This is a genomic window from Paracoccus seriniphilus, from assembly GCF_028553745.1.
Lineage (GTDB): Bacteria > Pseudomonadota > Alphaproteobacteria > Rhodobacterales > Rhodobacteraceae > Paracoccus > Paracoccus seriniphilus.
The window spans coordinates 105,548-127,929 of sequence record NZ_CP067131.1 but is presented as its reverse complement, the minus strand read 5'-3'; the positions used below and the strand labels follow the sequence as shown (position 1 = coordinate 127,929).

Genomic DNA, 22,382 nt, shown 5'->3' with positions numbered 1-22,382 from the left:
AAGAAAGGAGCCATCCGATGCTGCGCATTGCAACTCTGATTTCCGTATTCGCCCTCTCGGCGACTTCGGCGCTGGCCGAAGATATCAAGGTTGGTGTTTCGCCGGGCGAACATGCCGAGATCATGGAAGAGGTCGCCAAGATCGCCAAACCCCGCGGGCTGAACATCGAAGTCATCGAATTTTCGGATTACGTCGTTCCCAATCAGGCCGTCGCCGACGGCGACCTTGAGGCCAACAGCTTCCAGCACCGGCCCTATCTGGAAAACCAGATGAAGGATCGCGGTTTTGAACTGGTCGAGGTCGGCACGACGATCACCACGCCGATGGGAATCTATTCCGACAAGATCACCGACATGGCCGATCTGCCAGAAGGTGCCCAGGTCGCCATCCCGAACGATCCCACCAATGGCGGACGCGCACTGCTGCTGCTTCAGGATCTGGGCCTGATCACGCTGGCCGAGGATACCGGCCTGGTGCCCAGCCCGCTGGACGTGACCGAGAACCCCCATGACCTGTCCTTCCTGGAACTTGATGCGGCACAACTGCCCCGCGCCCTCGCCGATGCAGATATCGCCATCATCAATACCAATTACGCCCTGGCTTCGGGGCTGAGCCCCAAGGACGACTCCATCGCGATGGAAAAGGCCGACAGCCCCTATGTGAACATCATCGTTGTTCGCAAGGGTGATGAAGACCAGCCCTGGGTCAAGGATCTGCTCGCCGCCTATCACAGCGACGAGGTCAAAGCCTTCATCGAGGACAAGTATCAGGGGGCCGTGCTGACCAGCTGGTAAGCGCATCCCGAAAGATCAAGGCCGCAGCGATCACCCGCTGCGGCCTTTTCCATGTCCGTTGCTCCGGGCCCCCTGCCGTCGCTCAGGCGCGAAAGGCCTTGACCGTGTCGATGGCCTCGCTGAAATCATAATGATGATTGCCGATGAAGAAGCCATTGCGGTCGATATTGTCGGCATTGGTCATCTGACCGTGCAGGCTGTGATCCATCATCTGCAGAACCGGGTTCTTGGTGAAATTGCCACTGACAATAGGTCGCGTTTCGAAACCCAGCTCATCGAAACGATCAATGACCTGTCGACGCGTCAGCCCCGGTTCAGGGCGAATGATCAGCGCGAAACCGAACCAGCTGCTGTTGCCGGTCTCTTGCTGGACGCGAAAGACCGGGTGGTCTCGCATGGCCTCGACGAAACGCTGGCCATTGGCCTGACGCCCCTTGATCAGTTCCGGCAGTTTCTTCAGCTGCTCCAGTCCCAGCGCACCCGACATCTCCAGCGGGCGCAGGTTGTAGCCCGGCAGGACAAAGCGGAAACTTTCCTCGAAGGGATCGTCGCTTTTCTCGCCCGTCACATGGTTGTTCTTGGGCAGATTGCGCGTCCAGCCATGGGCGCGCAGGGCCAGAAGAACGTGATACAGTTCTTCATCATCGGTCACGACCAATCCGCCTTCCATGGTCGAGATATGGTGCGAGAAGAAGCTGGAGTAGGTGCCCATTACCCCGAAAGTGCCGGCCTGACGGCCCTGGAAAGTCGCGCCCATGGATTCACAATTGTCTTCGATCAGAACGATATCGCGTTCCCCGATGATCGCACGGATACGGTCGAAGTCATTGGGGTTGCCCAACAGATTCACCGCCATGATGGCGCGCGTGCGGTCGGTCACCGCCTCTTCCAGCGCCTTCAGATCATAATTCAGCGTATCGAGATCGATATCGACGAACTTCATCTTCAGCCCGTATTGGTGCAACGGATAGAAGGTCGTGGACCATGACACCGCGGGCACGATGACCTCGTCACCGGGTTCAAGGCGCAGTTCCTTGTTTTGCGTATAGCGCAGCGCCGCGACCATGACGAGATTGGCCGAGGACCCCGAATTGACCATGACGGCAAAGCGGCTGCCGGTATAGGCGGCAAATTCGCGCTCGAAACGCGCGACTTCCTGTCCCATCGAATACCGATCCGAAGCGATCACCCGCTGAAGCGCTGCAAGCTCGGCGTCGTCCCATGAGGATGTGGCCAAGGGGAAACGAACGGTCATTGCGAATGCTCCTGCAGGTAAAAGTCATATGTGGCGCGGATACCGTCCTCCAGAGAGGTTGGTGCCGACCAGCCCCAATCGGTCTGGGCGCTGATATCCAGAAGTTTCTGTTTCATCCCGACAGGGCGTGTCAGGTCATGGGTGAACTGCCCGTCCCAGCCGATGACCTTGGCGATGATGGCATAGTAATCATTGATCGAATGGTCATGCCCCAGCCCGATATTCAATGTGTCGGGCAAGGATGCCGGATCGGCCAGCGCCCGCAGGACGGCATCGGCCAGATCACCGGCATACATGAATTCACGCCGCGCGGTGCCATCGCCCCAGATCTCGACCGCGGACAATCCCTGCTGCTTTGCACTGTGCACCTTGTGAATGATCGCGGGCACCAGATGCGAATGTCGCGGATCGAACTTGTCCCAGCGCCCATAGAGATTGCAGGGGATCAGGGTCTTGTAGTTCAGATCGGGATTTTCGCGCATGGCATATTCGCACAGACGCATCGTCGTGATCTTGGCCAGTGCATATCCTTCATTGGTCGGCTCCAGCGGACCTGTCAGGATGCAATCTTCACGCAACCCGCTGCCAATATCCTTGGGGTAGATGCAGCTTGACCCCAGATTGATCAGGGTCGGAATGCCTGCGGCCAGTGCAGCGGTCACCACATTGACGCCAATCAGCGTATTGTCCGCCAGAAAGCGGACCGGCTCGGCCATATTGGCATGGATTCCGCCGACAACCCCGGCAGCATGGACAATCGCATCCGGGCGATGATCACGCATCCAGTCATCAACGGCGGCGCGATCGCGCAGATCCAGTTCGGCCGAGCCGGGGGCCTGAATCTGCCACTCGGCCGCCTTTGGATGGGCAAGAATATTCTGCCCGACCATGCCATTGGCACCGGTGACAAGCAAAACCGGCTTTTGCGTATTCTGGGACATGGCGTCCTTGTTTCCTTCCTGGGGCCGTAGCAACTCAGCCGTGATCCTCGACTGAAACGGCAAGCGCCATTCCATGCTCGGTCAGCAAGGCTTGACGCTTGGCGGTAATCAGATCCGCAGCCACCATTTCAGCACACATTTCCCTTGCCGTGATCTGCGGCTCCCAGCCCAAGCGCTCACGTGCCTTGGTCGGGTCGCCCAGCAGCGTCTCGACCTCGGCGGGGCGGAAATAGCGCGGGTCGATCCGCAGGATGACATCACCGGGGGACAGCGCCGGGGCCTTGTCTCCACTCACCGACGCGACAACGGCGATCTCGTCGATTCCACTGCCACGGAACTCCAGTTCAATGCCCAGATCCTCGGCCGCCCAGGTGATGAACTCGCGGACCGAATATTGTTTCCCGGTCGCAATGACGAAATCCTCGGGCGTGTCGCACTGCAGCATCATCCACTGCATGCGGACATAATCCTTGGCGTGGCCCCAGTCACGCAGCGCATCAAGGTTGCCCATATACAGACAGGGTTCCAGCCCCTGCGCGATATTGGCAAGCCCGCGCGTGATCTTGCGCGTCACGAAAGTCTCGCCGCGGCGTGGGCTTTCATGGTTGAACAAGATGCCGTTGCAGGCAAACATGCCATAGGCTTCACGGTAATTGACCGTGATCCAATAGGCATACATCTTCGCCACGGCATAGGGCGAACGCGGGTGGAAGGGCGTTGTCTCACGCTGCGGTGTTTCCTGTACCAGGCCGTAAAGCTCGGATGTCGAAGCCTGATAGAAACGTGTCTTCTTTTCCAGCTTCAGAAAGCGAATTGCCTCAAGCATCCGCAGGGTGCCAATCGCATCGACATCGGCCGTGTATTCCGGCGCCTCGAAACTGACGGCAACATGTGATTGCGCGCCCAGGTTGTAAACCTCATCCGGTTCGATCTGTGCCAACAACCGGGTCAGGTTGGACGAGTCACTGAGGTCACCATAATGCAGGCGCAGCCGGGACTGTTCGTTGTGCATGTCCTGGAAAATATGGTCGATCCGCTGCGTATTGAAGGAAGACGCGCGTCGCTTGATGCCGTGGACTTCATATCCCTTTTCAAGCAAAAATTCGGCAAGGTAAGAGCCATCCTGCCCGGTGATGCCCGTAATCAATGCCTTTTTCATGTCGCTTCGCTTTCTTCTTGGTAACCCCGTATCGCGAGCGGACAACACCATTTTACGGCGAGCGGTGCAACTCATGAATCGCCAAGATTGCGCCAATCGGGCCATACAGGACAGCACAGGAGGTCCATCTGCTTTCACGATGAACAACTTGCTTCATTGAGAGTTCAGCGGAGACGATTCGGCAAATGCTCTTGCCGCAGTTCAGTTCCCGTCTCTTTCGAACAATATTTGCCATGAGGTGAACTGATCCGCTGATCGCCATACCTGCCCGCTGCCTTTGAACGTGCCCCACATCAAGGCCTGGCAGAAGGACGCACTCGATCATGCTTCAACAGGTTCGGAAACTTCTTGATTGCGGGCGGCAACCACAAAACCAGCATGTTGGGTTGTGCCCGAGCGACGGCGGCGCTATCCGTTCCAGCCTGAGGAGAGATTTCATGCGATTTGCTTGCCACGTGGGGTTCGGGTCATCTCATACATCGCGGCGGTGACCTTCGAGCAACTGCCACGAACCCTTCAGATGCTACTGGATTGTATTTCCTTCACTATGACTAGGATGAAATATAATGGAAATATTCTGCTACGGCGACTCACACACTCGGTTCTTTAAGAGAAGCAATATGCTTTCTTGGACAGGTGCCATAACTTCAACCTCCCCAAAGTTACATGTATTCGACTACGTTGCCGCATCAGCTAAAGGGTTTTCAGCAGGTGAGAAATCTCGATTTGCATATAAGAAATTCATGAAGGATTTCACGACCCATGATCCCAATTTCATTTGCCTAAACTACGGACAAGTTGATGCCGAAGTTGGATATTACTTCAGGAAGTATGTTACCGGATCCGCATCCTCCCCAGAAGAGGATTTGCACGAAGTCTACCGCGCGTACGTAAATAAAGTCCGACATGTGCTGTCTGACAAGTCTATCGTCTTCAAGGGGCTCAACCCATCGACGTTAAGGAACGAGACGCAGCTTCGGAACTATGTTTATCGCCGCCTCACAGCACGAATGACGACGGAGGACGAACGCGCGAAAGTTTGGCGTAATATATCAGATTCCGAAATCTCCGTAGAATCTCATGCAAAGATCAATTGTCTTGCAAATGATATTCTTCGAGAAGCCGCTTCATCAGCGGGATTTTCATTCTTCGATATTCGTGAGATCGCCGGTGACGCTAGTACGCCAGGTCTCGCACGCTGGGAGTTCATACCAGCGGAGAGTGATGTACATCTAATTGACTGCCTTTCGATCAGGAAAGCTTACCACTCCACCTTATTCAAAGTTATTCAAACATAGCGAAAGGCTTGCCCTCCACCGTGGACCGCGTGTCGTAAAAAGGTGCAGTGCAGCAGCATCTCCTTGGTCGACGGATCGCCCCCGATCCGGCGGCCCGTGGCGTCGAACAGGCCGAAGTTGGTGCCGGTCGGGCTGATCAGCAACCCGCCATCCTCGGCGCGAGCCGAGACATTACCCGAAGAACCTCCGGTAAGTACACGATCAAAAATGGATTTTTCTAATAGACATATTTGCTCTTGCAGCGCATTCTCGCTCATGGCTGCAAACTTTCCAGCGCATGGGAAAAGAAACTCTCCGCGCCGAAATTTCCGTAACCACCCTATTGGCACAGCGGGCTAAGCCGCAGCAGCGTTGCGGTGTTCAGTGCTCCAATTCCATGGAAGCAATTCATCGAGCCTGTTCATCTTGGCGGCTTCGATCAGCGTCATGGCGCGGGCCAGTGTTTCCCCACCGGTGTCAGCTCCGGTGAAAAGCCAGTTTTTCCGACCGATGCCGATGGGGCGCATTCCCCTTTCAGCAGCGTTGTTGTCGATGGCAACGCGACCATCCAGTCGGGAAACTCCCGCCAATATCGGCCGGAGGTTCGGGGCCTGATCAGCCGAGCTATGCTGACCCCAGTATATCCCGCGCGATACGTTCAAAGATTGCGCATCCGATGGGGATGAGATCATCGGGAAAATCATAGTCCGGATTATGCAATGCCGCATGGTCCTCGCCCGGCCCCAAAAACAACATTGCGGCCCGGGCGTTCCAGCCGAATACGCCGAAATCCTCTGATGCGCGCATGGGAACACCGGCACGGCCATAAGGGACATTCAGGGAATCAATCGCTTGAGTTGCCACGCGACAAGCGTCCCGATCATTCACAGAGGCCGCGAAATTGTCGCAGACCTCAAAATCTGCAGCGAGGCCGAACTCCGCAGCGACGGAACGGGCCAAGTGGCGGGCCGCAGCTTCAAGGCTTGCCATGCCTTCGTCACTCGCTGTCCGCAAAGTGGCGTAAATCTCGCCCTCACCCGGGGCGACGCCGAATGATGGCTCACCAATATTCACATGGGTGATCGTCACCAGTCTGAAATTCTCATTCTGCGGCCCCCCATCTCCCTGTCCAAGCGCATCCAATGCAGGGATCAGTCTGGCCACGGCCTGCGCGGGTGAAATGCCATCCTCTGGAGTGGCGGCATGAGCGGTCCTGCCGACAAGCTTGATCTTCAGCCCCAGCGAGGCGCAATTGATCAGCCCGGCACAGGTAGAGACAAATCCGAACGGGCTGCCGGGTTTGACATGGATGGCAAAGGCCCAATCCGCCTTGATGTCCTGATATGCCGGATCGGAAACCACGGCTTTTGCGCCGCTGCCGTCTTCCTCGGCGGGCTGGAACATCAGAACGACACGGCCTCGCGCGACGGGCTGGCGCGAAATCATGCGCCCCAGTCCAAGCAACATGGTCATATGACCGTCATGACCGCAGACATGGCTTTTCCCCGGTGTCAGCGACTGCCACGCGATATCATCGTTTCTTTCCTGAATCGGCAAGGCGTCAAGCTCGGCACGAAACAGAACCGTCGGACCTTCCTTGCCGCTGTCAAAGATTGCTGCCACACCATGACCGCCAAGTCCGGTCAGGATACGGGTTGGAGACATCGGTTTCAGCGCTGCGACAATTCTTGCGGCAGTCTGCACCTCTTCCCCGGACAATTCGGGATGGCGGTGCAGATCACGTCGAAACTCTGTCAGTTCGATCTGATCAATATTCGTCAGCATATTCTGTATCCCTATCAGCTCGGCCGCTAAGGGGTACAGAACAGAAAACGGGACCCTCGCCAAGCGCTGAACAGTAGTCTGTAGCCTGTTCCACCCCATGATCGGGTTTGAAACGCGTACCGTGATTCTTCGGCCTGATGACGGCCAAACGCGGGGCATATTGCAGGCGCTACCCCTGCGGATCAGAACAGCGGGGAATGCCCCGAACAATGTTGAAAATCGGCTCCAGCGGCGCCGAGGATTTCGTCCGATTGTTGCCCTTGGCTTGTCCGGTCAGTGGCTGGCCGCGTTTGCCCTTGCGGTGGATGTGGTTCTTCAGCATCCACGCGCGCAACTATGCCTCCGTCTTCACGAACCGATAGGCCGCAGCTGTCTGTTCCTCGGATGCCTCACCAATCTTGATCGCCTTGTTTTCTTCGTGCGTATTGTGGTTCTGCGGCACCGGCAGGATGGCCGCCCCGCGCGATATGGCCCTGCCTCACCAGATGACCGCAGACGAAAGGAACTCCACCGTGCCCGCCCGAGCCAGCGCCTTGAATATCATCACGGCGTCCATCGGCTTGCGCCGGGCCCGCGACTTGCGCCATGCCCGTTCCGGCAGCGGGCGGAATTCTTCCCAAGGCACGACGACATCAACCATGAACAACGGGTCATTCTTGGCATCCAGGTTCGCGTAGCATTTTGAAAGATCAAAGAAACCCATCTACACCATTGTCACACTACAAGTGGACAAATGCCCTCTGCTTCATACCGCGGCGGCCCGCTCAGAGCAATTTTTCGGGCTGCCCCTAGATCATCACCCCATGATCAGCCAGGCGATCCCAATGGCGCGGCTACTATCAAACCTCTACTTGGCGGCAGATTTCGACGCCGCCCCTCCGACAGATCGCGAGGACGAACGCCCCCCGTTGAATTTCGACAAGCGACGCACGCGGCTTTCACGCAACGCCCCGATCTCATCGAGCACCGAATAGGCCGGCGTGGCAAGATGAGCGTTGATGCGTTTCAGATCGCGCAGAATGTCGAGATGTATCGACGAGGTTTCCAGCGCTTCGGGCTTGCGATCTTCGATCCGCGCCAGATGATGCAGGCTGGAATCCTGTTCCATCTTACGGATCTCGACCTTCGCAGCCATCAGTTGCATTGCCAGCTTTGGATCGCGCGACAGAAACACCGATTGCGCCAGCTGAAGGTTTTCAACCGTTTCCTGATATATGGATCTGATTTCCTTCAACCCTTCAGGGGAAAAACTGACCTGACGCTCGTTGAGTTTTTCCGCAGCAACGCACAAGTGGCTCTCGACAATATCTCCGACATGCTCGAGGTTGATCGCATAGGACAGGATTTCATCACATCGGCGCGTCTCGGATTCAGAGAGATCCAGTTTCCGCAGGCGCAGCAGGAACAGCTTGATCGCCCGCAGCCGGAAGTCGATTGAATCGTCAAGCCTTGCAATCTTGTCTGGGGTCTCGGCACGGTTGTGCAGCAAGGCATCAAGGTTGACCTCGAGCATTTCACAGACCTCATCGCCCATACGCAATGCCTCGCGCGATGCCCCCGCAAGGGCCAAGGCGGGCGTCGCAAGGCTGGCCTCGTCCAGATAGCCTATCTCTCCGGTCCCGCTTTCGGGCGCAGGCACCAAGCGCTTGACCAGCTTTTCGAGGCCCCCGACCCAGGGCAGGAACACAAGCAACAGGGCAAGGTTGAACAGAAGATGGACCTCGAGCCCAAGAGGCAACGGCCCATCCAATGCCGCGCTCCACAGGACAACATCAGCGGCAAACAGCGACATCACGATTCCACCAAAGGCGCGCACAGCCAGGTTGGCCACCGTCAATCGACGTGCTGCAAGGCCCTCTTGCATCGCCGCCAGAACGGGCGGAATAGCCCCCCCGATATTTGCCCCGGCCACGAAGACGACGACAAGCGATGGCGGCACCTGGCCGGTCTGGGAAAGAAAGGCAATAAAGACGACGGCGGCAAGGCTGGAAGTCGCAGCAGCCGCCAATCCGATCGCAAAGATGAGCGCAAAGATTGGCGCTGCAGCCAGTCCGGCAACGATATTTGCAAACAGCACGGAATCGCGAAGCGGTTCGGTCACGCCAGACATCATATGCAAGGCCAGCAACATGATCCCCAGCCCGAAGACGGCCTTGCCCATTCCTTGACCGCGTGACGTCTTGCCGCGGCTCATGGCAACGACGCCCGTCAGCACGAATACCGATGCCAGCCAGTGGATATCCATCGACAGGATCACCGCTGCCAAGGCGGTTCCCAGGTTGGCGCCCAGCATGACAGCCTGGGCCATCTTGCCGCGGATCATCCCGCGATCGGCAAATGTCGAGGCAATCAGCGCGGTGGCGGTACTCGACTGCATGGAGATCGTCACGACGAGACCGGACAGTGCTGCATGAAAGCGCGTTCTGGTTCCTGCGGCGAGCAGGCTGCGCAGCGACGCCCCAAGCCCGGACAGCACGCCGGATTTCAGTTGTTTCAGGCCCCATACGAGCAAGGCGCCCGCCGCAAGCAGATCTATCAACAGTATCGTCGGCTCCATGACGCCTCCTGGTTTTCAGATGAAATGGCCTGCAGTCCGGGCCATTTCTCTGTGAAACATATTATATTTGTCCAAACGATGCGCAAGCTGATCGCCCAGGGCGCGGCATCAGGAATTTGTGGGCAATTTCCCTGTGATCGATGCCGGCATGAAAGATACATGATGAAATCAAGTGTTTATTGCGCCATTAGAGGAGACTAGCAAAATAAGTCGTGGGGCATTCAAACATATAAATCATCAGACAATAATTTCTATCTCGTCGAAAGTTCCGACAATGCGAATTGCGGAGCCAGATTCGATTTATTTCAGTTTGAATTCATGGCGAATCTTGAATATCTAATATTTATTCACCCTTCATTTTTATTCGATTTTTGGATAAGTTTAATGCGGCTGTTCGGGGCGCCCCAACGCATTTTCCCTGTGCGTCAGGACGACCGTGAAGGGCTTTGTCCACAACAAGCGCAATGCTTGTCAATCGGCTGCGCGAGCGGTTGGCTGCGATATCGCCGCCGATATCATGCATAAGTCAGGCATTGCCCGATCAGCATCGCTTGTAGCTGATCCAAACCCTTCAAACAACATGGGAAAACAGCATGGCTGCCATGATGTTCAAGTTATCAATGGGTTAACCCTGGCCTGTTCCGCCGTTGCGTGATTTGCTGATTGCTGCTCGCGTGGCCTCATGCAGCTTGGAGTTCGAAGCGAGCACCGGACCACCCCGGTCGATGAACTCTGCATAGGGAGGATAGTCCACACTGCCGCCTGCCTCTTCGACCAGAAGGATCCCGGCGACTGCATCCCAAGGGTTCAGATGGGCCTCGAAAAATGCATCAACACGTCCGGCCGCCAGAGTGAGCAGGCTGTATGCCGCTGATCCATTCCGGCGATACTCCATTCCGATGTCGATGAGATTTTGAACCTGTTGCGGATAGGCATCGCCACCATCGCGGGCAGAACGACCAAGCAGGACCAGCGCTTCTTCGACATGCCGGCAATCCGAAACCCTGGCTTCCCGAGAGTTCACTGCAGCCCCGCAACCGGCCTGCGCTGCCCCGAGAAGATCCATATCAGGCGCGTAGACAACCGCGCATTCGATTCTGGCGTCGCGGCAGTATCCGATCGAAACAGCCCAGTCCGGCAAGCCGCGCATGAAGTTGCTGGTGCCGTCGATCGGGTCGATGATCCAGACGGATCCCCCCGCACCGGTAGCCCCCTTTTCCTCACCCAGGATCGCATCCTCGGGGTAGCGTTCACCGATGCGCTGCCGGATCAGATCTTCGACCGCAAGATCTGCCGCAGTGACGAAATCCTGATGGGATTTGCGCTGCGCAAATCTGTCAGGACGCGATGTCCGCATTCGCACGGCAAGCTGCCCTGCTTCGACGGCGACAGCCTGCGCCCATTCCAAGCGGTTGTTCATCTTTCCCGACATTACTTGATACCCCCGCCGAAACCACGAGTCAGCCCTTTTTGCACGAACCCCACCATCAGCAGGATCGGCAGGGACGCCATCAATCCGACAGCCGACAGCTTGCCCCAAAAGGTTTCGTCTTCGGTGATGAGCGTCGCAATGAATGTCGGCAGCGTGAAATTGTCGGGCGATTGAATGAACAAGAGCGCATAGGCAAATTCATTCCAGCTGAGGATGACGAGAAACACGGACGTGGCGATCAGGCCCGGCGTCATGACGGGCAGCACAATGGAGCGCAAACGCCGCATCAGAGAGGCACCATCGACCAGGGCGGCTTCCTCATACTCTACGGGAACATCGCGCACGAATCCCAGCAGCATCCAGATCGCAAAAGGCAGCGCATAGACCTGATAGACGATGATCAGGCCCAGCAGCGCGTCGAGAAGACCCAATGTGCGCAGCACCTGATACAGCGGAATGGCCAGAGAGATCGGGGGCGTCAGCTTCACCAGCAGGACGAACATCAGGAATACGAGGTCCAGTTTCGCCGGAAAACGGATCCGGACCAACGCATAGGCTGCGGGAAATGCAGCCCCCAAGGCCAGGATCGTTGTCCCGGCCGCGACGATGGCGCTGTTCAGGGCCTTGCCCAGCAAATCACCACGGATCAGCTCACGATAATGCTCAAGCGTGACCTGCGACGGTATGAGCGAGATCGAATTGGATACATAATCGATCGGAGGCCGGAGAGAGGTAGAGATCATCCACAGAATGGGCATCAGGAAGATCGCGGTTGTCAGATAGGCCAGTGCGATGCGAACGGTATCACGGCGTTTCTGGATCATGATTTGTTTCCAGCGAGTTTGAAGGCGTAAATCAGGGCCAGAAGACCGGAGATTGCAACCATGATGATTGCAGCGGCCGAGGCCGCGCCAACGTCATAGAACTTGAACCCCAGTCGATAGACATACATCGACAGGGTTTCCGTCGCCTGCCCCGGGCCGCCACCGGTAAGGGCGAAGACCTTGTCGAAGATCTTGAAGGCATCCACGCTGCGCAACAATGCCGCCAGGAACAGATAGGGCATCAGGAGTGGCAGGGTTATCCCAAAGAAGACATGCCGCGGTCCAGCGCCATCGACATCGGCGGCTTCATAGATTTCACCGGGTACCGATTGCAGCCCTGCGAGAATGATCAGAAAAGTCAACGGAGCGGTTTGCCATGTATCCACCAGAACCAGTGAAAGCATCGCAATGTCGGGATCGAACAACCATTCGACAGCGGGCAGATCCACGCTACGAAGCAGATTGTTCAAATAGCCGAAATCATAGTGGAACCATGCCCGCCAGATCGCGGTGACCACCATGGTGGACAGGACATAGGGCATCAACAACGCGGGAACGACGAACCGGCTGCCCGGCAGTTTCCCGTTTACCATCAGCGCCAATATCAGGCCGATGCCTACCTCGCTTACAGTTGCGAGAATGGCGAAAACCAGGGTGTTCCATGCTGCCGTGCGAAAGAAGCGATGCGCCAGCAAATCAGAGTAGTTTTCCAGACCGACATAGGTTGCATCCTCGAACCCGTAGTCGGTTGCAAACAGGGACAGCGCAAAGACCCGGATCAGGGGATAGATGGTCAACGCGACAAATAGCAGGATGGCAGGGGAAAGAAGCGCTATGGCCAGCGCCCCACTGTTTCTGTTCATGATACCGTTCCTTGAGAATGGGCGCCCGTCGTGCAGCAACGCGCGCCCGGCCTTGTCGATTCAGTTAGCGACGCAAGGCCTTGGCAATCTGCGCGTCCGCTTCTTCAAGCGCGACTTCAGGGCTGAGATCGCCGATCAGGGCAAGCTGCAGGTAATCGCCAAGAATGGCCTCTACCTTGTTCCATTGCTTGATACGGGGACGCGGCTTGGCATCTTTCAGTGCTGCCAGTTGGTTGGGATACCAGCGATATTTCGACACGACCTCTTCGTCGGTATAAACGCTTGCGCGGGTCGGCGGCTGGCCAATTTCCAAGGCGAGCTTCTTCTGGAATTCGGCAGAGGTAATGAAGTCGATGAATGCGCGGCCATTTTCCGGGTGCGGCGCATCGGCGGGAACCGCAAGCAACCAGGAGCCCAGCATCGGGCTGGAGCCGACATTCTGGCCAGGGGCCGCAATCACTTCGATGTCACCTGGTACACGGGATTTTTCCGGATCATCGAGAGAGGGCGCCCACGACGGCCAAAGTTCGATGGACATGGCCGTCGTGCCTTGCAGCAGCGCGTCACGCACTTCGGAAGAATTGTAGGTTTCGACACCCTTCGGTGCGTATTTCTTCAACTCGAGATACAGGTTCAGAGCTTCAAGCGCTTCGGGACTGTCGAGAGCGGATGTGCCGTCATCGGCAACCACTTTTGCGCCATGCGCCCAAAGGATCGGCAGAAAGCCTGTTACGATCGGATTTGCCTTGATGCCACGGAAAACGACTCCGGAAACGCCGTCATCGGCTTGGGAAACCTGCTTTGCCGCAGCAACAACATCCGTCCAGCTTTCGGGGCGCTCGATCAAGTCAGAGCGATAGGCGAACATCTCGACGTTGCCGACAAACGGAATGGCATAGAGCGGTCCATCCCCGGCCGGGTAGCGCGATACGCTTACCGTGGCGGGGACGAAATCCTCTTCGATTCCGCCACCCAACTGATCCAGATCGGCCAGCCAGCCACGGGACATGAATTCGGTCGCCCAGGTGTCATCCATCATGATGACATCATAGGCTCCAGCCTTTTCACGCATCGAGATCGTGGCCTTTTCCAGCAAACCGCCATAAGGCAATTCCAGCCGGTTGACCTCAATCCCCGGATTGGCGGCCTGATATGCCTCTACCGCCATGTTCAATGCCTGGGCATAACCGCCGTCACGGCCGGCAATCACAAGATCGGCAGCCGAGCTTGACCCGGCAGCCAATGCCGTCGCCGCCACACAGGCAAGCGCCTTCACCTTGAAAGTCATTCTTCCTCCTCCCACCCGAAAAGGGTCGTTGTGATGCCCTAATAAAACGGTTTCTCAAATCATGCAATAATTTTCTCAAAATCAATTTTTAGCCAATAAATTATCTTGAAAACGGTTTCTCACAATGCCATAGGTTCCGTATGAAACGCACAACCATCAAAGATGTAGCCGCATTAGCCGGCGTCTCCGCCGCAACAGTGAGTCGCGTGTTTTCCAAGGAGCCGTCCGTGTCACTTGAGATCGCCTCGAGGGTCAAAGAGGCGGCGCAGCAACTGAATTACCGGCCAAGCGTCATGGCGCGCAGCCTTACCAGTTCGCGGACGAATCTTGTCGCCCTGGTGGTGGGGCGTCTGCACAATCCCTTTGACGCAAAATTGGTCGAATCACTTTCTCAAGGCCTTCAGAAAAGCGGGCGACGGCTTTTGCTGGTGCCGGCAGATTATGGCGAAAACGATCCGGCAGCGATGGTTGCACTGGACTATCAGGTTGACGGGGTGATCGTCGCCGCTGGACATCTGTCCAAGGATTCCGCCGAACGTTTCGTGCAGCTTGGCGTGCCGGTCATTCTCTATGGCAGGACGCTTGACGCACCGGGTGTGGATTGCGTCGTCGCGGACAACCATCTTGGATCCCGCATGGTCGGAGAGCTTTTCAGGAAAACCGGCCTGAAACGCGCAGCCTTCGTGCGTCACGTTCGCAAGACTTTTTCTGACGACGAACGCGAAGCCGGCTTCAAGGCCGGGCTCGGGCCGCGGGTGGCCTGCGACGTCCTCAGGTTCACCAAGGACACCGCCCGGGAACTGTCGCTTGGCGTATTGTCCGCCGACGACAGACCAGAAGCCATTTTCTGTGCCAATGATGTATTGGCCTTTGGCGTCATAGAGGCCGCGGTGCAACTTGGTCTCGGGATTCCCGAAGATCTGAAGGTTTGCGGATTTGATGACATCGATATGGCGTCTTCGCCCTTCTACGACCTGACAACATTGCATCACTCACCAGCCGAAATAGCCGAGTGGATCGTATCGCGTCTAAATGTGCGCCTGTCTGACCCCGAAAGCGAAGTCGTGATCAAGCGCATGCCGGTTCGCCTCAAGCTGCGGCGGTCCACTCCGAATTCTTCTCAAATCGGCGGCGTCGCTGCTAAGAACCCTAGCCGAGAGGTAATTTCATGATCGAACTGTCCAATGTCGGGAAAGCCTACGGAAAGATAGAAGTAATCAAGAGCATTTCACTTTCGATTGCCAAAGGTGAATTCGTCGTTCTGGTCGGACCTTCGGGATCGGGGAAATCCACGTTGCTGCGAATGATCGCGGGACTCGAAGGTATTACCAGCGGCGACTGCTCCATTGCAGGAAAGCGCGTCAACAACCTTCCGCCCAAAGAGCGGGGGCTGGCAATGGTCTTTCAGAACTATGCTCTTTATCCGCATATGACGGTCTTTGATAATCTAGCCTTTGCGCTCAGGGTACAGGGCCTGTCGAAAAACGAGATCAAGGAACGGGTGGCGCGCGTTTCGGCTATCGTTCAGCTTGATCAATACCTGGATCGCAAACCCTCGCAGCTGTCAGGCGGCCAGCGACAGCGCGTGGCAATGGCACGTGCAATGGTTCGCGATACTGGTCTGTTCCTGTTCGACGAACCGCTGTCGAACCTTGATGCAAAACTGCGTGGGCAGATGCGGGTGGAAATCAGGAAGCTGCACGACAATCTGGGTGCGACATCGATCTATGTGACCCATGACCAGACCGAAGCCATGACGCTGGCCGACCGCATCGTCGTTCTGGACAAGGGGAATATCGAACAGGTCGGCACGCCTCACGAACTTTACGAGGATCCGAGAACCCGTTTTGTTGCCGGTTTTCTGGGATCACCTTCGATGAACTTTATCGATGGCGATATCGGCAACCTTCAAGCAAACGAAGCATATGGAGTTCGCCCCGAAAACATCAAGCTGTCTCCGACCGGCGAAGACGATCTGAAAATCATGTCTCGGCTGGAGCTGATCGAGTATCTGGGCTCCAGTGCGCTTTGCCATTGCAACTTCCACGGCCAGAACATTGTGGCCCAATTGCCGCCAGCCGAGGCATCAGCGCTGCAAGCAGGCGGGGATGTCGAACTTTACATCGCGCGAGACACGGCCATGAAGTTCAACGGCAATCAACGACTTGCAGCGTGAAACGGTCAAGCAGGTTCAGCGGACCTCTTTGATCCCAAGATGACCTTTGCTGCTTCGGCCAGTCGGTATCGGGCGAACAATTGACAGAAGGAAGCTCCATTGGGTTATTCCATTTGGCTGCAATTTTGCGAGCGTGGCGAGAAGCTTCTGCAGAACAAGATTCAGGAAATCGCTGACGAATGCGCCAGCCCCGTGTTCAAGCCGCATCTGACATTGGTCGGTGACATCGAAGTTGACCCAAGCACCATCAGGCAGCAGATGGAACTGCTCGCGCAAAAGATAGTGCAGTTCGATATGCCCGTGCGTGATATCGGTGCCTCGGACAGCTTCTTCATGGCATTGTACCTGTCTGTCGAAATCCCCCGCGCTCTCTTGAACATGCGTATTGAGGTCGCGAGGAAGCTGAAAGTTGATCTCTGCAACATCGACACGCCTCATGTCAGCCTGGCCTACGGAGATTCTCGGCAGCGCAGGGCGCTGAAGCAGCAAATCATGCTCGCTCAGGATCTCCGCGGCGCGATCCTGCGTGCAAAGGGGATAAGTCTGGTTCACTCCTCAAAGGATGTTCCGATCCAACAATGGAAGATCATTGAAACCCTCGCCTTTCAATAGATTGAATCTGCGGCACCCCCGAAGAGGTGGTCGCGAGATTTCGGACCAGTTGCCAAGCTGTAGCGACTGACGAAGGAACGAGCCAGATGGCGAAGCGAAGCCGCTATTGGGCGGAGTTCAAGGAGCTATGGCTGAAAATGGGTGATGCGGCCTGAGAGGGCGGCGTATCGTGGGGGAGGATTACCGACCCATCGCAACGGAAGTCCGAGCGGATCACTCTTGAACTCGCAGCGTGACCGGATCCAGATTCTTATGACCGGAATGCGCCGCCAGAGAATTGCCACCACCGCCGGATACGGTCCACCGCACGTTCGCGCACGTCTGGTGATTATTTGTTCGTTGTCTTGTTCATGATGCTCCAGCCTAGTCACGAGTTGGAGCCTCCGAAAAACCCGGCGCGGTTCACGTCCGGAACGGTGGAAGTACCAGATGGCAACCGGCGTTACTTGCTCAGCGTCGGTCAGGATCGCGGCTTCAATGCGGTCTTCGTGGCACCGAACGCCCTTGGTCAGCAGGACAACTTCATGGATGGCTTTGCCAGCCACGCCACCCGCCACATTGCATGGCCGTGAGCCAGGTTGCGAACGAGAAGCTTTATTCGTTGCGATTAAAGTGCAAGGATAAAGAGCACAATTACAGTTCGCTCCGATCTCATGGGAAACCGACACAGGACGGGGGGTGCCGATGTTTCGAGGTTCCGCCGCGGTGCTTGCGGTGGCCGTTTTGGCCTTCGGCCTGCTTGGCAGCAGTGCCGGCGCACAGCAATGCCCGGCGCGTGATTTCCTGAGCGAACCCATGCCCGCCGATTTTTCCGCTCCAGATCGGCGCGCAGCGATCCTGCAGGCCTATCCCGATCTGATGCCGGGTGAAGGCCCCGGCAGCTTGATTGGCCCGGACGGCAGCCTTTTCACGATATCGGGGCCCACCGACCGGGCAGCTCGCGCTCGCCTTGAAGCGCCAACGATGGGCGACCAGTTCATCCCGGTTTATCCCTTGTCGCGCGATCTGGACAGCCGCACCAAGCCTTTCTTCGATCCGGGCCGTGTGCGCGATGGCGCATTTTTCGCGATGCTTTACGGCAATGACCGTGCCCAAGTGGAGGCTGCGCTGGAAACGGTTGTCTTTGGCAACGCGCGTTTTCATGTGACGACACGGCATGGCGTGGCCTGTCAACTCCGCTCTGCCTTCGCAAGTCTGGAACCGCAGAAGACGGCGCTTGCCCCCTTCTTCGAAACCGTTGGAGGTGGCTATGCCTGGCGACCTATTTCCGGGACCAACCGATTGAGCCCGCATTCCTGGGGCATCGCGATCGACATAAACGCATCGCTTGGTGGCTATTGGCGCTGGACCGGTGCGTCCGAGGGCGCGGTTGGCGACTACGACAACCGCGTTCCGTGGAGTCTTGTCGAGGCGATGGAGCGATCAGGCTTCATCTGGGGCGGCAAGTGGCACCATTTCGACGGCATGCATTTCGAGTTTCGCCCCGAGTTGATCCTTTACGGGCGGATGGCGCAGGGAGACAGGTGATGACTGATCGGTTGAAGGCAGCAGCAGCGGGGGCGCTGATTGCAATCTTGCCCGCGAATGCAGGGGCGCAGGCGCTTCTGGAAACCTATCGCGCCGAGATCGCCCCGGTGGATCGCCGCAATTCCGCGGGTGCCGCGCTTACGGACCCGGGCGCGATCCTTGCCCAGGACCGTGCCAATGTGCATCGCTTTGGGCACAGGCAGGCTGGCGACACGATGGATGCAACCTTTTCTTCGCGCAATCTCCGTGCGGCGATGAGCAGGTTTCTTTCGCGCGGGTCTGTCAGCCCGGCGGCCTCGCAGGTGCTGCGCTCTGGAGGGGCCCTGCTTGAGGTCGGTATCTGGGGGCGTGCCGGATCGGTCAGCCATATCACCGTCGATGTCGCGCAGGACATGGCACCGCAGGGTGGCGATCCGGGCGATATGTTGTTGCCGCCAGCCGATATTGCTGAGAATGCCGCAGGTATCCAGGCAGCGCTGAACGCCAGGGGCTTCGACGCGGGCCCGGTTGACGGTCAGCCCGGTCGCCAGACACGTGATGCGATCCTGGCCTTCCAGCGAAGCCTCGGGCATCGCGCCACGGGTGCGTTGACCCGCTCGGAATGGGAGACGCTGACTGCCTTGGCGCGCGCTCCCGGGCCAAGCTTTGACTGCGCCCAGGCCGGCACCGCGACCGAGCGGGCGATATGCGTCAATCCTGCGCTGGCGGCGCTGGACCGTGCGCTTGGTGATGCATGGACTGCGCGGCGGCGGGTCGACAATTCCGAGGCCAGCCTCTCTGAGCAGCGCCGGTGGATTGCCGAGCGGGATAGCTGTCAGGGTGACATGACCTGCCTTCAGGCGTCGATGAGCGAACGCGTTGCGGTCTTGGGCGGAGAGGTTCCCGACCTTCCCGCCATGCCCACAGCGACAACGGACATTCCCGTCCATCATTCCGAAAACGAAGCCACGATGACGGTCGCCGCGCAAGGCGGTCTTGTCACCGTGGATGGGCGTATCCTTTACAGCGACGACCACTTGGGCGCGCTGATCGTGCCCCAACAAAGCAGCATCAGCTATCGCGATCACAAACAGGAACTGGAGCGTCGTCTGACCTATACGGAATGGTTGGTGGGTTCGGAAGATCTGGAGGCAGGGCTTGCGAAGGGAGAGACCGCGCTGCAGCGCTACTTTGACCAGATACCGCGCGCCGCACAGGACGAGATCGTCAGGCTGGCTTTGTCCACCTCGGGTGTGAGTGATATCACGAACGACCCCTGTTTCAAGAACGCGCGGTCATCACGTTACGGCTGCGCCATGAGAAATCTGACGACCGAATTCGATCGCCGGCGCTTCCAGCAGGCCGCGGCAAGAATCATCACCCGAACTGCCATGGCGGAACAGTTCGATCTGCCGCTTCGGGCGCGCGCATTCTGTGCGCTTGGCCCGATCGATCGTGCGTTCGATTTCGATACGGGCATGGTCGACTGGGCATCGATGATCGCAAACAGCTGCCAGTTCAACACAGCAGAGACCGATCTGGCCTCGGCCGTGCCGCAACAGTCGAAAATGGACCCCGCGCGGGTCGAAGACCTCGCGCGACGGTACAACGGTCGCGATGCGCGGGGACAACGCCGCCAGATGCCGCTGATGCTTGTTTTCGACGTCGAGCTGTCATTGAAGCGACACCCGAATGGGCGGATGGGACCTGATGGGGTGATGCAGACAATTCGAACGCTGCGTCGGACCGGCCCCGTCGAATTGCGCTGGAGCGGCGCGCCGGAAAAGCTTGTCCTGCAATTCGAAGCTCCGACCGGCAATCGACCACCCGAGGCGGTTGACCTGCGGCAGGCAGGTCCGGCCTTTCGCCTGTTGGAGCGCGCGCCAAAACTGGACGCAACGGATCTTGGTGCGGCATTGACCACTCATGCGTCGTCCAGCGATGGCATCATGGTTCGCCTGCCTGCCTGGGCCACCAGCCAAGAGCCTGCGCGCCTCTCCATCGCCAATTTCTTTCAGTCCGAGGGTGTGGCGCAACAGATTGCCGCTCTGACCGCTCAGCCATTGGAACATGTCGCCTGGACACAACTGTCTTCGCGTGAAAGGGGTGTGCCCGACATCGAATTGGTCCTGGTCTTTCCCACGCCTTTTGCCCTGGTCGAAAGCGCAGCCATCGATCCCGCGCTTGCGCAGCCGCGCAACGGCGAGGATCTGGCGCTGTTGGCCCGCATTTCGGAACCCATGTTGATGGAGGGCAGCGTGGACCCCGCGCTCGTTGCCGTTGTGCAGCCGGTCGCCTTCGAGATCACCGAACCGGGGATCGGCGGCGCAAGACAGGTCGTCGCGCGCCCTGAACTTGCCGAGGTCGAGGTGGATCCGAGGGAGCGGGTGTTCCTGCCGACAATCTGGTGGTTCGCTGCGAAGGCGGCCGAATTGCAAGGTCAGGATATCGACAAGTATCTGAACGCAGCCATGGATCGCGCAAACCTGCATCGCGGTGATACCTTTGCCCGGCTTGACGCCCTGGACGCAGCCAGAACAAAAGTTCAACAGGCCAGGCAGGCCAAGGAGGAAGCACCCTGGATCGCGGGGCGCATGACGCTTGGAGCCTATGATCTGGAAGGCAAGGCATGGCCCGTCAACGGCGTGCAACTTGTGCTGCCGGTTCAGGGCGCCACCGAAAAAGCCCTGATGCGCGGGGTCCAGCCCCGAATAGATGTGCGTGCCTTGACGATTCCCATGTCCATCGAGGAGGCCCGCGCTTTCGAGGCCGCGCGAGAAGCCGCCCGACGGGGATCAGGTCCACTTTCCTTCTATGCCCGTGTCGACATGCTGGCCCCGCAAGGGCCGGATCAGCTTGCAGCACAGGCCCATATACGCGAGTTGCTTCTGTTTGTTCCGCAAGGTTCGGCATCGCAGAAAATGAAGGTTTCGCCTGCGCTCGACCGGGATGCAGCCATTGCGCGGCTGGAGTTTGACCCGGTGCCCGAGGTCGAAGCCATGGAAAGCGCGCCTGCAAGAACGGCGGCGGCAGCACCCGTTTCCACCAGAACTGCGGCGTCGCAGGCTGCCTTGGCGGCAAGCAGCATTTCGCCAACCGCCACTGCGCCCTTGCCGGATGACGGCTGGCCCGAATTGCCGGAACTTGCGGTTGCGCAAAGCGACTGGGACCTGCTTGGACTTCGCACCGGCATGACCCTGCCCGTGGCCGAGGCCGCGCTGCGCGAGCGTGGTGGTATTCTTGCCGTGCTGGAACGGCCCAGAAGCGAACCAGACCCGGATCAGGTCCGCTCGACCCTGTACCAGCGGATGTATGTCGGCGCAGAGGGCACCGAAGCCATCACCCTGGCAGCGCCGGGACCAGAGGGACCGGTTCTGGCCATTCTGCGCCGGTTTCAGTTGCCGCGCGGTGATCTGCCCTTCGAGGCGATCCTGCAATCTCTGACCGAGAAATATGGCACGCCCGCGATGCAGGATGATTTGCCCGAGGGAGCCCGCATGTATTGGTTCGACGGTGCCCCTGGAGCAGCACAGGTGATTTGCCGACCGCATTTCTCTCGTCGCGTGGATGTGAGCAGATGGCGATCACTTGATGATGCTGACATCTCTTTCGACCTGTCGCAGCGGCCCGCGGCGTGGAATTGGGCCATCGCCGATATGCCGGTGGATTATGCCGAGCAGGCTTCGTCCTGCGGGCATGTGCTGGCATTCGAACCCGAAAGCATGGCGCAGCAGGGCGGAGCCGCCTTCACGATGATGCTGATCGACTACGAAGCCCTGCGAATGGTGGATGAGACATTGGCCAATGTCCCGGCAGCGCAACAACTCAAGATCGATTTCTAGTCCCCGTGATGGCAGAGTGAACTGGCTGGGTCGGCGGCCTCTCTTGCGGAACTCTCCGTTAGGGGGCTGCG

At 58.0% G+C, this 22,382-nt stretch carries 17 protein-coding genes and 3 pseudogenes; 8 read left to right on the top strand and 12 right to left on the bottom strand.

Translation table 11 applies throughout. From position 1 onward, the window contains the following. Positions 1 to 17: 17 nt before the first annotated feature. The gene (locus JHW44_RS16965) at positions 18 to 794 is read left to right on the top strand and encodes a MetQ/NlpA family ABC transporter substrate-binding protein (RefSeq protein WP_089345573.1); all 777 of its coding nucleotides are present in this window, start codon (positions 18 to 20) and stop codon (positions 792 to 794) included. Positions 795 to 876: 82 nt separating this feature from the next. Here JHW44_RS16965 and JHW44_RS16960 read toward each other — a convergent pair whose 3' ends face one another. Genes JHW44_RS16960 through gmd form a run of 3 tightly spaced genes read right to left on the bottom strand, consistent with a single transcriptional unit; the run spans position 877 to position 4,149 of the window. Beyond that, a complete protein-coding gene (locus tag JHW44_RS16960) occupies positions 877 to 2,049 on the bottom strand; it encodes a DegT/DnrJ/EryC1/StrS family aminotransferase (protein WP_089345574.1) in 1,173 nt (390 codons plus the stop codon). After that, positions 2,046 to 2,990, bottom strand: a complete 945-nt coding sequence (locus JHW44_RS16955) for a GDP-L-fucose synthase family protein (RefSeq protein WP_089345575.1) — start codon at positions 2,988 to 2,990, stop codon at positions 2,046 to 2,048. The genes JHW44_RS16960 and JHW44_RS16955 overlap by 4 nt, the downstream gene beginning before the upstream one ends. Before the next feature lie 34 nt (positions 2,991 to 3,024). After that, positions 3,025 to 4,149: a GDP-mannose 4,6-dehydratase gene (gene gmd, locus JHW44_RS16950; protein WP_089345576.1), complete on the bottom strand. Its 1,125-nt coding sequence runs from the start codon at positions 4,147 to 4,149 to the stop codon at positions 3,025 to 3,027. Between the two features lie 743 nt (positions 4,150 to 4,892). On the opposite strand from gmd, the gene JHW44_RS16945 reads away from it, so the two are divergent. Beyond that, complete coding sequence (locus tag JHW44_RS16945) at positions 4,893 to 5,447, top strand: hypothetical protein (protein ID WP_272850356.1); 555 nt, start codon at positions 4,893 to 4,895, stop codon at positions 5,445 to 5,447. Between the two features lie 19 nt (positions 5,448 to 5,466). Here the strand turns inward: JHW44_RS16945 and JHW44_RS16940 are convergent. The 9 genes and pseudogenes from JHW44_RS16940 to JHW44_RS16900 all read right to left on the bottom strand — a co-directional run. After that, positions 5,467 to 5,704: pseudogene (locus JHW44_RS16940) on the bottom strand (class II aldolase/adducin family protein); the annotation flags it as partial. A 78-nt stretch (positions 5,705 to 5,782) separates the two neighbouring features. Continuing rightward, a pseudogene (locus tag JHW44_RS16935) lies at positions 5,783 to 5,995 on the bottom strand (IS66 family transposase); the annotation flags it as partial. A gap of 55 nt (positions 5,996 to 6,050) precedes the next feature. Continuing rightward, positions 6,051 to 7,211: an amidohydrolase gene (locus JHW44_RS16930; RefSeq protein ID WP_089345577.1), complete on the bottom strand. Its 1,161-nt coding sequence runs from the start codon at positions 7,209 to 7,211 to the stop codon at positions 6,051 to 6,053. Positions 7,212 to 7,425: 214 nt separating this feature from the next. Continuing rightward, positions 7,426 to 7,914, bottom strand: a pseudogene (locus tag JHW44_RS16925) (hypothetical protein); the annotation flags it as partial. Positions 7,915 to 8,058: 144 nt separating this feature from the next. After that, positions 8,059 to 9,768: a Na/Pi cotransporter family protein gene (locus tag JHW44_RS16920; protein ID WP_089345579.1), complete on the bottom strand. Its 1,710-nt coding sequence runs from the start codon at positions 9,766 to 9,768 to the stop codon at positions 8,059 to 8,061. A 625-nt stretch (positions 9,769 to 10,393) separates the two neighbouring features. Continuing rightward, a complete protein-coding gene (locus JHW44_RS16915) occupies positions 10,394 to 11,188 on the bottom strand; it encodes an inositol monophosphatase family protein (RefSeq protein WP_179217781.1) in 795 nt (264 codons plus the stop codon). An 11-nt stretch (positions 11,189 to 11,199) separates the two neighbouring features. Further along, on the bottom strand, positions 11,200 to 12,024 hold the full coding sequence (locus JHW44_RS16910; protein WP_089345581.1) for a carbohydrate ABC transporter permease: 825 nt from the start codon (positions 12,022 to 12,024) through the stop codon (positions 11,200 to 11,202). Further along, positions 12,021 to 12,887: a carbohydrate ABC transporter permease gene (locus JHW44_RS16905; protein WP_089345582.1), complete on the bottom strand. Its 867-nt coding sequence runs from the start codon at positions 12,885 to 12,887 to the stop codon at positions 12,021 to 12,023. The genes JHW44_RS16910 and JHW44_RS16905 overlap by 4 nt, the downstream gene beginning before the upstream one ends. A 64-nt stretch (positions 12,888 to 12,951) precedes the next feature. Continuing rightward, positions 12,952 to 14,175: an ABC transporter substrate-binding protein gene (locus JHW44_RS16900; protein ID WP_089345583.1), complete on the bottom strand. Its 1,224-nt coding sequence runs from the start codon at positions 14,173 to 14,175 to the stop codon at positions 12,952 to 12,954. A 140-nt stretch (positions 14,176 to 14,315) separates the two neighbouring features. Here JHW44_RS16900 and JHW44_RS16895 point away from each other — a divergent pair, with 140 nt between their 5' ends. The 6 genes from JHW44_RS16895 to JHW44_RS16870 all read left to right on the top strand — a co-directional run bounded on the left by JHW44_RS16895 (position 14,316) and on the right by JHW44_RS16870 (position 22,311). Next, positions 14,316 to 15,347, top strand: a complete 1,032-nt coding sequence (locus JHW44_RS16895) for a LacI family DNA-binding transcriptional regulator (RefSeq protein ID WP_089345584.1) — start codon at positions 14,316 to 14,318, stop codon at positions 15,345 to 15,347. Then, on the top strand, positions 15,344 to 16,351 hold the full coding sequence (locus JHW44_RS16890; RefSeq protein WP_089345585.1) for an ABC transporter ATP-binding protein: 1,008 nt from the start codon (positions 15,344 to 15,346) through the stop codon (positions 16,349 to 16,351). The genes JHW44_RS16895 and JHW44_RS16890 overlap by 4 nt, the downstream gene beginning before the upstream one ends. 99 nt (positions 16,352 to 16,450) lie before the next feature. Next, positions 16,451 to 16,963: a 2'-5' RNA ligase family protein gene (locus JHW44_RS16885; protein WP_089345586.1), complete on the top strand. Its 513-nt coding sequence runs from the start codon at positions 16,451 to 16,453 to the stop codon at positions 16,961 to 16,963. 416 nt (positions 16,964 to 17,379) lie between these two features. Further along, a complete protein-coding gene (locus tag JHW44_RS16880) occupies positions 17,380 to 17,535 on the top strand; it encodes a hypothetical protein (protein ID WP_179217782.1) in 156 nt (51 codons plus the stop codon). Positions 17,536 to 17,647: 112 nt separating this feature from the next. Then, entirely contained in the window at positions 17,648 to 18,490 is an 843-nt protein-coding gene (locus tag JHW44_RS16875; protein ID WP_089345587.1) for a M15 family metallopeptidase, read from the top strand. Then, positions 18,490 to 22,311: a peptidoglycan-binding protein gene (locus JHW44_RS16870; protein WP_089345588.1), complete on the top strand. Its 3,822-nt coding sequence runs from the start codon at positions 18,490 to 18,492 to the stop codon at positions 22,309 to 22,311. Before JHW44_RS16875 ends, JHW44_RS16870 begins: the two co-directional genes overlap by 1 nt. The last annotated feature ends 71 nt before the right edge of the window (positions 22,312 to 22,382 follow it).

Bases quoted from the DNA above. Each gene is read 5' to 3' on its own strand.
- JHW44_RS16955 (WP_089345575.1), bottom strand. From the start codon at position 2,990: ATGTCCCAGAATACGCAAAAGCCGGTTTTGCTTGTCACCGGTGCCAAT.
- JHW44_RS16890 (WP_089345585.1), top strand. From the start codon at position 15,344: ATGATCGAACTGTCCAATGTCGGGAAAGCCTACGGAAAGATAGAAGTA.
- JHW44_RS16915 (WP_179217781.1), bottom strand. From the start codon at position 11,188: ATGAACAACCGCTTGGAATGGGCGCAGGCTGTCGCCGTCGAAGCAGGG.
- JHW44_RS16905 (WP_089345582.1), bottom strand. From the start codon at position 12,887: ATGAACAGAAACAGTGGGGCGCTGGCCATAGCGCTTCTTTCCCCTGCC.
- gmd (WP_089345576.1), bottom strand. From the start codon at position 4,149: ATGAAAAAGGCATTGATTACGGGCATCACCGGGCAGGATGGCTCTTAC.
- JHW44_RS16930 (WP_089345577.1), bottom strand. From the start codon at position 7,211: ATGCTGACGAATATTGATCAGATCGAACTGACAGAGTTTCGACGTGAT.
- JHW44_RS16910 (WP_089345581.1), bottom strand. From the start codon at position 12,024: ATGATCCAGAAACGCCGTGATACCGTTCGCATCGCACTGGCCTATCTG.
- JHW44_RS16900 (WP_089345583.1), bottom strand. From the start codon at position 14,175: ATGACTTTCAAGGTGAAGGCGCTTGCCTGTGTGGCGGCGACGGCATTG.
- JHW44_RS16965 (WP_089345573.1), top strand. From the start codon at position 18: ATGCTGCGCATTGCAACTCTGATTTCCGTATTCGCCCTCTCGGCGACT.
- JHW44_RS16945 (WP_272850356.1), top strand. From the start codon at position 4,893: ATGAAGGATTTCACGACCCATGATCCCAATTTCATTTGCCTAAACTAC.
- JHW44_RS16960 (WP_089345574.1), bottom strand. From the start codon at position 2,049: ATGACCGTTCGTTTCCCCTTGGCCACATCCTCATGGGACGACGCCGAG.
- JHW44_RS16895 (WP_089345584.1), top strand. From the start codon at position 14,316: ATGAAACGCACAACCATCAAAGATGTAGCCGCATTAGCCGGCGTCTCC.
- JHW44_RS16870 (WP_089345588.1), top strand. From the start codon at position 18,490: ATGACTGATCGGTTGAAGGCAGCAGCAGCGGGGGCGCTGATTGCAATC.
- JHW44_RS16920 (WP_089345579.1), bottom strand. From the start codon at position 9,768: ATGGAGCCGACGATACTGTTGATAGATCTGCTTGCGGCGGGCGCCTTG.
- JHW44_RS16875 (WP_089345587.1), top strand. From the start codon at position 17,648: ATGTTTCGAGGTTCCGCCGCGGTGCTTGCGGTGGCCGTTTTGGCCTTC.